General features: G+C 67.2%; 13 protein-coding genes. 7 read left to right on the forward strand and 6 right to left on the reverse strand.

Going from position 1 to position 12,141, the window contains the following annotated elements:
- Positions 1-245: 245 nt before the first annotated feature.
- The 5 genes from ISP14_RS02715 to ISP14_RS02735 all read right to left on the reverse strand — a co-directional run bounded on the left by ISP14_RS02715 (position 246) and on the right by ISP14_RS02735 (position 3,178).
- Complete coding sequence (locus ISP14_RS02715) at positions 246-923, reverse strand: Fe2+-dependent dioxygenase (RefSeq protein ID WP_404536105.1); 678 nt, start codon at positions 921-923, stop codon at positions 246-248.
- 126 nt (positions 924-1,049) lie between these two features.
- Positions 1,050-1,457: a hypothetical protein gene (locus tag ISP14_RS02720; protein WP_404536107.1), complete on the reverse strand. Its 408-nt coding sequence runs from the start codon at positions 1,455-1,457 to the stop codon at positions 1,050-1,052.
- Complete coding sequence (locus ISP14_RS02725) at positions 1,454-1,945, reverse strand: Mpo1 family 2-hydroxy fatty acid dioxygenase (protein WP_404536108.1); 492 nt, start codon at positions 1,943-1,945, stop codon at positions 1,454-1,456. The genes ISP14_RS02720 and ISP14_RS02725 overlap by 4 nt, the downstream gene beginning before the upstream one ends.
- Positions 1,945-2,277 (reverse strand): DMT family transporter, encoded by a 333-nt coding sequence (locus ISP14_RS02730; RefSeq protein WP_404536109.1) that lies wholly within the window; start codon positions 2,275-2,277, stop codon positions 1,945-1,947. Before ISP14_RS02730 ends, ISP14_RS02725 begins: the two co-directional genes overlap by 1 nt.
- Before the next feature lie 4 nt (positions 2,278-2,281).
- Complete coding sequence (locus ISP14_RS02735; protein ID WP_404537104.1) at positions 2,282-3,178, reverse strand: phosphoribosylaminoimidazolesuccinocarboxamide synthase; 897 nt, start codon at positions 3,176-3,178, stop codon at positions 2,282-2,284.
- A gap of 128 nt (positions 3,179-3,306) precedes the next feature.
- Here ISP14_RS02735 and ISP14_RS02740 point away from each other — a divergent pair, with 128 nt between their 5' ends.
- From ISP14_RS02740 to rpe, 3 genes are all read left to right on the forward strand, one after another.
- A complete protein-coding gene (locus ISP14_RS02740; protein ID WP_404536110.1) occupies positions 3,307-3,633 on the forward strand; it encodes a c-type cytochrome in 327 nt (108 codons plus the stop codon).
- Complete coding sequence (gene djlA, locus ISP14_RS02745; protein ID WP_404536112.1) at positions 3,630-4,430, forward strand: co-chaperone DjlA; 801 nt, start codon at positions 3,630-3,632, stop codon at positions 4,428-4,430. The genes ISP14_RS02740 and djlA overlap by 4 nt, the downstream gene beginning before the upstream one ends.
- An 84-nt stretch (positions 4,431-4,514) precedes the next feature.
- Positions 4,515-5,183, forward strand: a complete 669-nt coding sequence (gene rpe, locus ISP14_RS02750) for a ribulose-phosphate 3-epimerase (protein ID WP_404536113.1) — start codon at positions 4,515-4,517, stop codon at positions 5,181-5,183.
- A 707-nt stretch (positions 5,184-5,890) separates the two neighbouring features.
- On the opposite strand, the gene ISP14_RS02755 is transcribed toward rpe, so the two are convergent.
- Positions 5,891-6,562, reverse strand: a complete 672-nt coding sequence (locus ISP14_RS02755; protein ID WP_404536115.1) for a hypothetical protein — start codon at positions 6,560-6,562, stop codon at positions 5,891-5,893.
- A gap of 257 nt (positions 6,563-6,819) precedes the next feature.
- Between ISP14_RS02755 and pdsR the strand changes: the two genes are divergently transcribed.
- The 4 genes from pdsR (at position 6,820) to ISP14_RS02775 (ending at position 12,096) form a co-directional block, all read left to right on the forward strand.
- A complete protein-coding gene (pdsR, locus tag ISP14_RS02760; protein WP_404536116.1) occupies positions 6,820-7,509 on the forward strand; it encodes a proteobacterial dedicated sortase system response regulator in 690 nt (229 codons plus the stop codon).
- Positions 7,506-8,102, forward strand: a complete 597-nt coding sequence (locus tag ISP14_RS02765) for a hypothetical protein (protein ID WP_404536117.1) — start codon at positions 7,506-7,508, stop codon at positions 8,100-8,102. The genes pdsR and ISP14_RS02765 overlap by 4 nt, the downstream gene beginning before the upstream one ends.
- 170 nt (positions 8,103-8,272) lie before the next feature.
- A complete protein-coding gene (locus ISP14_RS02770) occupies positions 8,273-10,072 on the forward strand; it encodes a VanW family protein (RefSeq protein WP_404536119.1) in 1,800 nt (599 codons plus the stop codon).
- Positions 10,069-12,096, forward strand: a complete 2,028-nt coding sequence (locus ISP14_RS02775; protein ID WP_404536120.1) for an ATP-binding protein — start codon at positions 10,069-10,071, stop codon at positions 12,094-12,096. Before ISP14_RS02770 ends, ISP14_RS02775 begins: the two co-directional genes overlap by 4 nt.
- Positions 12,097-12,141 lie beyond the last annotated feature (45 nt).

Here is a 12,141-nt window from a genome sequence, read left to right on the forward strand (position 1 = left end):
AAGCATCGGCGACCCACTGGCTATGGACATACAACCACGAGCGTCCGAACATGGCTCTCGGCGGCATCACACCCATGCAGAAATTGGCCTTGCCCGCTTAGCTCCACTTTTGGCGAGCGCTAAAAGCGGGGGGATTACCGATAGCTGTTTAGTTCGAATCCTAGTCTCCCAGCCAAAACAAAAAGCCCCGCCAATGGCGGGGCTTTTTGTTTTGGCTGGGATCAGGAGCCGCCCTGCTTTTCCCATCAAGTGTCGGCCCAGAGTCGCAGCAGGTTATGGTACGAAGCCAGCACCAGCTTCAGTTCCTGGCTGTTCGGGTCGTGTTCGCGCAGCTTGTTGGCGGCGGCGTCGAGATCGGCCAGGATGCGGCGCTGGCCCGGATCGCGGATCTGGCTCTGGATCCACAGCACACAAGCCAGCCGTCTGCCCTTCGTCACCGGGGCGACGCGATGCAGGCTGGTTGCCGGGTAGGCAAACGCGCTGCCCGCAGCAAGCTTGATGCGGTGGTTGCCGAGTCCGATGTCTTCGATCTGCAGCTCGCCACCTTCGTAGCTCTCCGGTGGGGAAAGGAAGATCGTCATCGCGATATCGCTGCGAATCGGTCCCTGCCGTGTCTGCAGTACGCCGCTGTCCACATGCAGGCCGTATTCCATGCCTTGCGTGTAGGCCGAGAACATCGGCCGCGAAACGCGCTGGGGAAGTGTCGCGCCGACGAAATCGTGCACATTGCGAAGATGCTTGAGGACCGCTTCGCCGAGCTCATCCGCGAGCGCCGATCCGGGGGCGAGCTGGGTATTGTTCTTTACGATGCGCGCATTGCCGCTGGCGGTGATGCGCCCATCCACGAACTCCGCGGTGGCCAGACGGGTCTGCAGTTCCTTGAGCAAGTCTTCGGGGAGCAGACGATCGATTCGTAGCAGCATGGAATGCTTCCTGTTGGTTCATGTCGACGACAGCAAATCAGCGGCGCAATCGCGGGCGACGCCAGGTAGTTTCCTGCGCCCGGCCAGATACCAGCAAAACGGCTCAACCCCTCAAACTCCCCACCTTCACACCAGGCTGGTGGCCACCCCGAAACCCACTGCCATCACCGCCGCCACCGCCAGACACGCACTCCCCGGCCGCACGCGATGCGCATCCACCCGCGGCGTCAGCCGCCACACCAGCGCCACGCCCACCACCATGTCCAGCACCAGCGCCCACCGCAGCAGCCCGGAAGAGAGCAGCGCGCGGAACGGCGGGTGCAGATGGCCCTCGTACGCGGCCACGCCCACCACCAGCAGCATCCCGAGCAGCGTCCACAGCAAACAGGCGAGATAGACCCGGTTGAACACCACGTTGCAGCGTTCGGTCCAGCGCAGTATCGACCAGGCGATCAGCGCGCAGAACAGCGCGCCGATGCTGCCGTAGAGCACCCACCAGACCAGGCTGCTGACGAGCGTGAGCAGAGCGTTCATACGGCGTGCTTGAAGCCGAGCCGACGCAGCAGCTTGGCCATCAGCCAGGCCGGGCCGATCAGCAGATAGGCGAGGTCGGTGAGGAAGCTGGGTTTGCGCCCTTCGAACTTGTGGCCGATGAACTGGCCGATCCACGCCACCACGAACACGCCGACGGCGAGCCAGCAGAGATGGGCCGCGCCGAGCTTCCAGTACAGGAAGTTGGTGAGCAGGCCGAGCACGGCGAAGGCAATCAGCAGTGCCAGCGCCAGCCCGCGCGAGCGCTTCCAGTACCAGTAGAACGCCAGCACCATCACCGCCACCGCCCAGGCGCCGGGGCGCAGGTAGGCCTGCGGCACCGGGGCGGCCCACAGCAGTGCAATCACCGACCACACGATGGGTGGCACGCAGCACCAGTGGAAGACCTGGTTCACCGGATTGCGGTGGTCGTTGCTGTAGCTGTCCAGCCAGTCCTGCATGCTGCGCCGGCTTGCGTCGTGGGTGGCCATCAATGCGCTCCGCTCTTGGACCAGAGGTTCAATACCAGCACACCGGCGACGATCAGTGCGATGCCGAGCACGCCGGCCGCGTCGATCTTCTGACGGAATGCCAGCACGCCGATCAGCGTGATCAGCACCGTGCCGATGCCCGACCATACCGCGTAGGCGATGCCGACGGGAATCTGCCGCAGCGCGAGGCTGAGGAAGTAGAACGCGGTGCCGTAGCCGGCCACCACCACGAGGCTGGGCCACAAGCGGCTGAAGCCCGCACTGGCCTTGAGCGCCGAGGTACCGATCACCTCGGCGAGGATGGCCAGCGCCAGCGGCAGCCAGGCGCGCATCGGATCAGTCCAGCCGGATGCCGGCGAGGCGCTCCAGCGCCTCGGCGTACTTGGCGGCGGTGCGCGCGATCACTTCGTCCGGGATCGCCGGGCCGGGCGGGGTCTTGTCCCAGCCTTGCGCCTCCAGCCAGTCGCGCACGAACTGCTTGTCGTAGCTGGGCGGGCTGATGCCGACCTGGTAGCTGTCGGCGGGCCAGTAGCGCGTGGAGTCCGGCGTGAGCATCTCGTCCATCACGTACAGCTTGCCGTCGGCGTCGGTGCCGAACTCGAACTTGGTGTCGGCGAGGATGATGCCGCGCTCGGTGGCATACGCTGCGGCCCAGCGGTAGATCGCCAAGGTGGCGTCGCGCACCTTTTCCGCCAGCTCGCGGCCGACCAGGTTCACCACGGCGTCGAAGCTGACGTTCTCGTCGTGGTCGCCTACCGCGGCCTTGGTCGACGGCGTGAAAATCGGCTCGGGCAGCTGCTGCGCCTGCTTGAGGCCTGCAGGCAGCGCGATGCCGCACACGGCGCCGGTCTTCTGATAGTCCTTCCAGCCCGAGCCGATCAGGTAGCCGCGCGCGATCGCTTCCACCGGGACCGGCTTCAGCCGGCGCGTCACCACGGCGCGCTTCGCGTAGAGCGCGAGGTCGGTGCCGGGCGGCAGCACGTCGGCCAGCGGCACGTCGAGCAGGTGGTTGGGGATCAGGTGCGCGGTCTTGCCGAACCAGAAGTTGGAGATCTGGGTGAGCATCTCGCCCTTGCCGGGAATCGGGTTCGGCAGCACCACGTCGAAGGCGGAGAGACGGTCGGTGGCCACCATCAGCAGGCGATGCTCGTCCAGCGCATAGACATCGCGCACCTTGCCGCGATGGATCAGTTCCAGGCCGGGCAGGTTCGATTGCAGCAAGGTGGTGGGCACGACGGCGGTTCCGTGGCGGGGAGGGAAGCGCTCATTGTAGCGGTTGGCATCGGCGGTGTTCCGTCGCATGGCGGGCAGCGTCGCCCGCCGCTGCTAGAATCGGCGGCTTTCGCCCCCAGCTCCCGTCGATGCGCATTTTGCTGACCGCGGCACTCAGCCTCACCGTAGCCTTGCCGAGCCTGGCGCAAACGGCTTCGCCCGCCGTGGCGAAGCCGTCGCGGCTGGGCCTGTGCGCGTCCTGCCATGGCGAAACCGGTATGGCCGTGATGCCCGGCGCGCCGAATCTTGCCGGGCAGCGGCTGGATTACCTGCGCCAGGCACTCAAGGACTACCGTGACGGACGCCGCGACGCACCGGTGATGCGCGCCGCGATCGGTCCCATCGGTGCGGCCGAGCTGGATGCGCTGGCGCGTTGGTACAGCGCGCAGGCCCCGGCCGCGGCATCCGCGCCATGAGCTTCACCTACACGCTCTGGTTCGCCTTCTTCGGCCTGTTGATCGGCCATCTGCCCGGTGCGATCACCGGCGGCATCCTCGGCTTTGTGTTCGACAACCTGCGCCACAGCCAGCGCAAGCAGGCCACGCCGGAGGCGGGCGGTTTCGTCGGTCCGCTGTTCGCGCTGCTGGGCGCGGTGGCCAAGTCCGACGGCCGCGTCTCCGAGGCAGAGATCGCCGTGGCCGAGCGCATGATGGCGCGCATGGGCCTGGACGCCGCGCAGCGCCAGCAGGCGATCGCCAGTTTCAACGCCGGCAAGCAGCCGGAGTTCGACGTGACGCCGACCATCGACGAGCTGCGCCGCTGGGCCGGCTTGCGCCGCGACCATGCCTTCCCGGTGCTGGACGTGGTGATCGATACCGTGCTCGCCGAGGGCAATCCGCCGCCGGAGAAGATGGCGATCCTGCGCCAGCTCGCGTTCGCCTTGCGCGTCAGCGACATGGAGCTGATGGCGCTGATGGCGATGAAGGGCTATGCCTGGAACACGGGTGGCACGCGCGGACGCCAGGGCTACGGCGGTGGTGGCTACGTGCCGCCGCGACGCAATACACAGGGGCCGGATCCCTACGTCGTGCTCGGCATCGAGCGCGGCGCCGACGACCGCACGGTGAAGCGCGCCTACCGCAAGCTGATTTCCGAGCACCACCCCGACCGCCTCGGCGACCTGCCCGAGGCGATGCGCAGGCAGGCCGAGGCCCGCGCCAGCGAGATCAACGCCGCCTACGAGCGGATCAAGGCGGAAAGAGGCTTCAAGTAGACGCGTCCCCGTGCGCGAATGCGTTGGCTTCGTTGAACATTTAGAGTGGTCGCGCACAGGGTGCGCTCCTACAGGAATCAGCCCATGAGCAAGCAGAACCCGATCATCGCCCCTTCCATCCTCGCCGCCGATTTCGCGCGGCTGGGCGAGGACACCGCCGCGGCGCTGGCCGCGGGTGCCGACTGGGTGCATTTCGACGTGATGGACAACCACTACGTGCCGAATCTCACGATGGGCCCGATGGTGCTGCAGGCGCTGCGCAAATACGGCATCAGCGCGCCGATCGACGTGCATTTGATGGTGAAGCCGGTGGACCGCATCGTGCCGGACTTTGCCAAGGCCGGCGCCACGCTGATCAGCTTCCACCCCGAGGCCAGCGAGCACGTGGACCGCACCATCGGCCTGATCAAGGATTCGGGCTGTCAGGCCGGCCTGGTGTTCAACCCCGCCACCTCGCTGGATTGCCTGGACTACGTGCTGGACAAGCTCGACCTGGTGCTGATCATGTCGGTGAACCCCGGCTTCGGCGGCCAGAAATTCATCCCGATGGCGCTGGAGAAGCTGCGCCGCGTACGCCGCATGATCGACGATCGCGGCCTGGCGGTGCGGCTGGAAGTGGACGGCGGCGTCACCGCCGAGAACATCGGCATGATCGCGGCCGCCGGCGCCGACACTTTCGTGGCCGGCTCGGCGATCTTCAACGCCAAGGACTACCGCGCCGAGATCGCGGCGATGCGCGCGGCGATCGGCTGAAGCCACGGTTGCTCGAAGGGCGCCTGCCGCAGGCGGTGGCCGCAAAAAGCCCCGGCGTGGCGGGGCCGTGCCGGGGCAAACGTCATTGCGTGACGTGCGAGGAGACACCATCGACCGGCACCGTGGCGCGGATAGAACGGCCACGGAGGGGAGGTCTGTGGCCGTATCGGCGCCATCCACGGCAATGGATGTGGCACCGGTCATCAAGTCTGACCCGGTCCGGAAAGGATTGGTTCCCCAAAAAAATCCCCTCGCGCGGAGGGGATGAAGGAACCACCATGTTGGAGGATCGGGTGGATGGGATCGGGGCGCCGGGGGCGGCCTGTTCAGCATCGGGATTCGGGGTCGTCGTGCCCCCGCGGCCGGAGCGCTTCCCTGCGCCACGGCCGCCATCGCTTTCCACGGCTAATGGGGGTGTCGACGGGCTTTCAGTGCAGACCCGCCAGCAGGCCGAGCAGCAGCGCGCCCAGCGCCAGCGTCACCCGCAACGGCTCAAAGCTGCGCAATTCGGCGTTGGGGTCCACTTGAGCGGGTGTGGGCTTGTTCATGGGCATGCGGCGCGGGTTGGGAGGGGGTTGAGCCCATGAAAGCACCGGACGCGTGCTTTCGCGGGGTGGAAGCGGACAAATCGATGGTGAAATCTGGCGAAATGCGGGCAAAACGTTTCGAGATGCGCGGCTGGGTTTAGCGGGGGTGCCTGCCGGCGATCAACCGCTGAAGCTCTGGCATGCGACCTTCTTCACGCTCTGGTGCTTTCCGGCGGCGGACGAGAGGTACAGGCAGGTGTCCGCACTGCGACCGTCCTCGTGATCCGTACTGATGATCAGATCGAGTCGGCCGTCGTGGTCGAGATCGCCGGCCCACATGAGCTGCGCCGAGTCCGTGTCGGTGTCGAGCAGGGTGCGTGTGCGGCCGTCATCGAGGACGAGGTTGCTTCCGGCATCCGAGCCCTGCGCGGACAGGATCAGTCGGTAGCGTTGCGCGCCAAACCGCATTGCGAGCTGGTTCTTGCCCTTCCCGTCGGCGGCGGTTTCCGGCAGATCCACGCCATCGGGCAACTGCATTGCCAGCGTGCGCACCCTGCCGGCGGAAAGCCGGCGCGCGTGCAGGAAAACCAGCGCCTCGGGCTGGCTGGAGGAATGGATTTCGGGGTCCAGGTCGATTTTCGTGCGAACCAGTTCCCAATGGCCGCCGCGCTTGACCAGCGCAAGCCAGCCGTCGCGAGGAAGGGGCGAGACGTCGAGGTCCGCGGTTTCGTAGCCGCCCGGCTGGAGGATCGAGACAGCGGGCGGGTGCTCGTTCGCGGCGATGGCCGGCGCGATGGCCAGCATGGCCGAGAGCAGCGCGGCGCGGTACGGAAAGGGAAGCGGCGAGGGCATGCAGGCGGCCTCAGTGGTTCTTGAAGTGGCGGCGAAGCACCCGGGCGCGGGTTCGATCCCGTGATCCGGGTGGCGGGCGGTCCTGACGGAATCCCCATGCCGAGTGCATCTATCCGAGCATGCCGCGATGGAGGCGCGCGGCACGGCGGGGGCGCGCCCGGGGCGGCTTGGGGCAATTCGCGGGCAAGCGCACTTTCAAGCTTGCATGGAAGCGGCGCGCATAGCACGCTGCGCGCCATTGCCACCGGGAGCCGCCCATGGGCCGCAGCATTGCCATTGTCGAGGACGAACCGCTGATCCGCGCCAACTACGTCGAGGCGCTCAATCGCTTCGGCTACGACACCCGCGGCTACGGCTCGCGGCGGGAGGCGTCGAACGCGTTCGCGATCAAGTTGCCGGAGCTGGTGATCATCGACATCGGCCTCGGCGACGAGCCGGAGGGCGGCTTCGACCTGTGCCGCGAGCTGCGCGCCAAGTCGGCCACCTTGCCGATCATCTTCCTCACCGCACGCGATTCCGATTTCGACGTGATCTCTGGCCTGCGCCTGGGCGCCGACGATTACCTGAGCAAGGACACCAGCCTGCACCAGCTCGCCGCGCGCATCGCCGCGCTGTTCCGCCGCATCGAGTCGCTGAAGGCACCGGCGGCCAGCGAGACGGTGATCGAGCACGGTCCGCTGAAGATGGAATCCGAGCGCATGCGCATCACCTGGAATGGCATCGAGGTGCCGCTCACCGTCACTGAATTCTGGATGGTGCATACCTTGATCCGCTTCCCCGGCCACGTGAAGAACCGCGACCAGCTGATGCGCGAGGCGGAGCTGGTGGTGGACGACGCCACCATCACCTCGCACATCAAGCGCATCCGCAAGAAGTTCATCGCGGTAGCGCCGGAGTTCGATGCGATCGAAACAGTGCACGGCGTGGGTTACCGGTGGCGGCCGTGACCCAGAGTGCGATGCGGCGATGCCTGCTGGCGCTGGTCCTGCTCGTGCCATGCGTGTTCGCCGTGCAGGCCGCCGACAAGAGCGGCGACGTGCTGGCCCACGGCGTGCGCGACGGCAACGCGCCGGCCTGGGCGATCGCGGTGGCGAGTCCGACCGGCTGGACACGCGACTGCTGCATGTACGCCAAGGCCATCGGCGTCGATGCCGTGCTCTACCAGGGCGAATGGACGGGCAAGCCCGAGCGCGTGATGGTGCTCAATGTGTGGCCGCGCAAGCTGGCCACGTTGGCCGACGAATTGGCTGCCGACCGCAAGCAGTACCTGCAGCGCGACGCGGCGAGCAAGTCCACCGCCATCACCATCCACAACCCGCACATGCCTTGCCAGGGCGTGCTGCACCAGGGCAGCGACCACATCGACGACATGGTGGTGTTCTGCGACCCGGGCGAGACCAGCGGGATCCGGCTGAGCTGGTCGATGAGTTTCGCCGACGCCGACGCCACGCGGCGCCCGCTGCTCGATGCCTTCATGCGGGTGGCGACGGACGCGCGGTACCAGCGCGATATTGTGCCGCCTGTGCCAAAGAAGTCCTGACGCACAATGACCTTGCGCCGCAAGCTGTTGCTGGTCGCGCTGTGCAAATCGCCGTTGTTGGCGGTCCGCACTTGGGCGAGCCGGATCGATGCGAGTGTGAGGAAGTAAGCCGCGGTGCGAGGCAGAGGATGAATGCGCCAAGCCGAAAGCTGCCGAGCCGGGCTGATGCCATGTCGTTCTGGCTGCGCTCACGCGCCTTGATCGGCTTGCGCGTGCTGCGCAACGTGTTCGAACCCGGATCTCGGTGCTGGTCTGCAGGGGAGGCGTTGGCACATGCGCCGGTGCGTGCGTGGTTGCGTACGCCATTGTGGGCGGACGGGCGCGACGAGGAATTTGTGCTGGTGGCTGGGAAGGTGCATAACCTGCGCATCGCAGCGCTGGCATTCAACGGTGTGGTGGTGCCGGCCGGCGCGACGCTGAGTTTCTGGCGCCAGCTTGGCCGACCCAATCGGCGGCGCGGCTTCGTGATCGGTCGCGAAGTGCGCGCCGGCTGCGTGATCCCAGCCTTGGCTGGAGGCATCTGCCAGCTTTCCAACGCCTTGGCTACCTGTGCGCAGCAGGCTGGCTTCGCGTTGGTCGAGCGACATGCGCACGGCGCACGCACCGAACAAGCCATCGCGCCAAAGGACGGCCTTGATGCGACGGTATTCTGGAACTACGTCGATCTGCGCATTCGTGCGCCTGTGCGGTGGCGACTCGACGTAAGCCTGGACGGGCACGAATTGCGGGTGGATATCCGGAGCGAGGAGACGCTGCTGGTGCCACCCTCTGTACAGTCCGACACAGGAAGTGTGCCGGTAGCGGCGTCGCCAGCCGCACGCAGCTGTTCGACCTGTGACGAGACGAGTTGTTTTCGCCATCGGTCAGGGAAGCAGGCGCTATCTCATCGAAGTGTTTGGCTGCTAGACGCGTGTACGCCGGAGCTCCGGCAATGGCTACTCGATCGGGATGAGGCCGCCGAGCTTTTCCTACCCGTGCCGTCGCGTCAGCTGTTGCGATGGCTGTTGCGATTGCGCCCGCCGGACGGCAACTGGACATTATGGGCTATTGAAGCGGATCGACGCTTGCGGCTATTCGGTTGGCCCAGCCTGCGCCGGGCCGTATGGCTCCGGGTGAATGCGCAGCGACCCGGCCGACGCCAAGCCAACATCGTCAACGGTCAGGGTTGGCTGGCGCAGGCGTATTCACGTGCGCTGCGACCGGAGCACACCGATCTAGTCGTCGATCAGGGACTGCTGCCGCAGCTTTGGTTACAGGGAGCATTGGGTGGGCGTAGCTACGACGTGCTCGCCACTGCGCTGCCGATGCAGGAGATCGAGCGCCGACTCGATCGAGCCGATGCCCTGCACGCGGGCAACACCGCCGCGCGCACGCTGGTCGACTTCCGCGTCCGGCCGGTGCTGGCGCAGGCAGAATTGTCGGCGCTGCGCGGTGCGCGTCGTATCGTGACCGCGCACGCCGACGTTGCCGACTATTGGCGTCAACGCGGGCTGACGGTACTCGAGTTGCCGTGGCAAATGCCGTTGTCACCCCGGCGACCAGCATTCGACTGCAAGACGAAACCATTGCTGGTGTTCCCGGCGAGCGCCTTGGCACGCAAGGGCGCGTACGAACTCGCGGCTGCGTTGCGTGGGTTGTCTGTACAGCTGCTGGTGCTTGGTACACCGTCGGACGATGTTGCTTTGTGGAAGGGGCTGGATGTGATCCATGGATGCTATGCCGAGGACTGGGTTAGCCGGGCTGACTTGGTGGTGCTGCCTGCACACGTCGAACATGCGCCGCGCGCCTTGCTGCGTGCCATTTCTGCCGGCTTGCCGGTGATCGCCACATCGGCCTGTGGCGTGCGTGGCGAAGGCGTAGTGCGGGCAGTGGCAGGCGACGTCGAAAACCTGCGCGCGACCATCATCGCGACGCTGGGGCTTGAGACCAGCGTATTGGCAACGCACGCCACTGCGGTGGTGCCCACATGACCCTGCGCCGCAAGCTGTTGCTGGTCGCGTTGTGCACGCTGGCGTTGCCGGTGGCTGGCTGGCTGTACGTGCGGCAGATGGAGGCGCTGCTGCGCGAAGGGCAGGCGCAGGCGCTGATCGCCTCGGCGCGCGCGGTGGCGCGCAGCCTGGTGGTGACGCATGCCGAGCTACCGCAGGGTGACGCCGCCTGGTACGTGGAGCAGGCGGTCAATCCGATCACTGTGGACGGCTATGGCGACGACTGGGCGCCGCTGACGCCGTGGAGCCAGCCATTCGGCACGCGCGGCAAGCTGTTGCTGGCGGGGGATGCCGGCGGGCTGTATCTCTACGCCGAGGTGCGCGATACCCGGCGCACCCGCGGCGACGCGATGGACGGCGCGAACGCGCTGGCCGCCGATCATCTCAACCTGGTGCTCGGCAACGCGGCTGGCCAACAGCGCTACCTGCTGGAGAGCGACGCGCCCGGCGCGATCACGGTCAGGGCGCAGGGGCCGTCGGTGGCTGGCCTGCCCGCGGAGTTTCCCGCGCAATGGCAGGAGGACGGCAGCGGTTTCCGCATCGAGCTGAGCCTGCCACGCAGCCTGCAACTGCAGACGCTGGGCATCGGCGCCTATGTCGCGGAGGCCGGCGGCGACCGCATGGCGGTGGAGCTGCGGCCGTTGCTGGACTATTCGTCTGCGCTTTCCACCGAACTGGCCAGCCTCGCGCCCGAGCGCACGCAGGCGCGTGTGCTGTCGCCGCAGGGTTGGTTGTTGGCGCGCAGCGGCAAGCTGGACACCGCGCCCGGCGCGCACGGCCAGCCGGGCTGGTTCGCCGCGCTGGTCTACCGTTCCCTGCTGGCCACGCGACTGGAGGATGCCAACCTGTGGGCGCAGGACGTGCCGCGACTGGACACGCCCGAGGTGCTGCGCGCCCGTGCCGGCCAGTCGGTGAGCGTGTGGCGCAGCGGCGAGGAGCGCGGCAGCGTGGTGCTCTCCGCTGCGGTACCGATCGAACAGGACGGCAAGCTCGTCGGCGTGCTGTTGCTGGAGCAGGCCAGTCGCGCGGTGCCGCTGCTGGCCAACCGCGCGCTGCTCGGCCTGTTGCTCACCAGCTTCGGCGTATTGCTGGTGGCCGGCGCGATCCTGCTGCTGTTCGCCACCCGGCTCAGTCTGCGGCTGGGGCGCTTGCGCAACGCGGCCGAGCGCGCGCAACTATCGGATGGACGTCTGGACGGCCTGTTCGAACGCGGCCGCTTTCCGATGACCGATGCGCCCGACGAGATCGGCGATCTTGCGCGCAGCTTCGAGCGCTTGTTCGAGGCAGTAGGCGGCTACACCGACTATCTGCGCACGCTGGCGTCCAAGCTGTCGCACGAACTCAATACGCCGCTGGCGATCGTGAAGTCCTCGCTGGACAACCTCGAACACGCCCTGCAAGAGCGGGCCGAGCTTCCGCCCGATGCACAGCCCTATCTCGCCCGCGCTCGCGACGGCGTGGCGCGGCTGGGCGCGCTGGTGCGCGCGATGAGCGAGGCCAGCCGCATGGAGCGTGCGATCGCCGCCGCCGAGCCGGAAGACGTGGATTTGCGCGAGGTAGTACGCGGCTGCGCCGACGCCTACCGGCCGCTGGCCGGCGCGCGACGGCTGGACTGCATGCTGCCCGATACACCGTTGCACTTGCATTGCGCGCCGGAACCGATCGCGCAGGCGCTGGACAAGCTGTTCGACAACGCGCTGTCGTTCACCCCGCCCGACGGCTGGTTGCGGCTCAGCCTGCGCGCCGTCGACGGCGGCGCCGAGATCGAGCTGGCCAACCAAGGCCCCCCGTTGCCCGCGGCGATGCAGGGCCGCCTGTTCGATTCGCTGGTCAGCCTGCGCGACAAGGCCACGCCCGGCGACGCGCCGCACCTCGGCCTGGGCCTGTACGTGGTGCGCCTGGTGGCGGAGCGCCATGGCGGCGTGGCCAGCGCACGCAATCTCGACGATGGCGACGGCGTGGCTTTCAGCGTGAGTCTGCGCGGCATGCCGCGGCAGCGGCTCTGAATTTTCTTCGTTTCCGGCCGTGCAATAACTGGAGCGAGATGCGCC

It is taken from the genome of Dyella agri (assembly GCF_044904705.1).
Taxonomy (GTDB): Bacteria; Pseudomonadota; Gammaproteobacteria; order Xanthomonadales; family Rhodanobacteraceae; genus Rhodanobacter_A; species Rhodanobacter_A agri.

Coding starts and splice junctions, on each gene's coding strand:
- ISP14_RS02715 (WP_404536105.1), bottom strand. CDS start 923: ATGCTGCTACGAATCGATCGTCTGCTCCCCGAAGACTTGCTCAAGGAA.
- ISP14_RS02720 (WP_404536107.1), bottom strand. CDS start 1,457: ATGAACGCTCTGCTCACGCTCGTCAGCAGCCTGGTCTGGTGGGTGCTC.
- ISP14_RS02725 (WP_404536108.1), bottom strand. CDS start 1,945: ATGGCCACCCACGACGCAAGCCGGCGCAGCATGCAGGACTGGCTGGAC.
- ISP14_RS02730 (WP_404536109.1), bottom strand. CDS start 2,277: ATGCGCGCCTGGCTGCCGCTGGCGCTGGCCATCCTCGCCGAGGTGATC.
- ISP14_RS02740 (WP_404536110.1), top strand. CDS start 3,307: ATGCGCATTTTGCTGACCGCGGCACTCAGCCTCACCGTAGCCTTGCCG.
- djlA (WP_404536112.1), top strand. CDS start 3,630: ATGAGCTTCACCTACACGCTCTGGTTCGCCTTCTTCGGCCTGTTGATC.
- rpe (WP_404536113.1), top strand. CDS start 4,515: ATGAGCAAGCAGAACCCGATCATCGCCCCTTCCATCCTCGCCGCCGAT.
- ISP14_RS02755 (WP_404536115.1), bottom strand. CDS start 6,562: ATGCCCTCGCCGCTTCCCTTTCCGTACCGCGCCGCGCTGCTCTCGGCC.
- pdsR (WP_404536116.1), top strand. CDS start 6,820: ATGGGCCGCAGCATTGCCATTGTCGAGGACGAACCGCTGATCCGCGCC.
- ISP14_RS02770 (WP_404536119.1), top strand. CDS start 8,273: ATGTCGTTCTGGCTGCGCTCACGCGCCTTGATCGGCTTGCGCGTGCTG.
- ISP14_RS02775 (WP_404536120.1), top strand. CDS start 10,069: ATGACCCTGCGCCGCAAGCTGTTGCTGGTCGCGTTGTGCACGCTGGCG.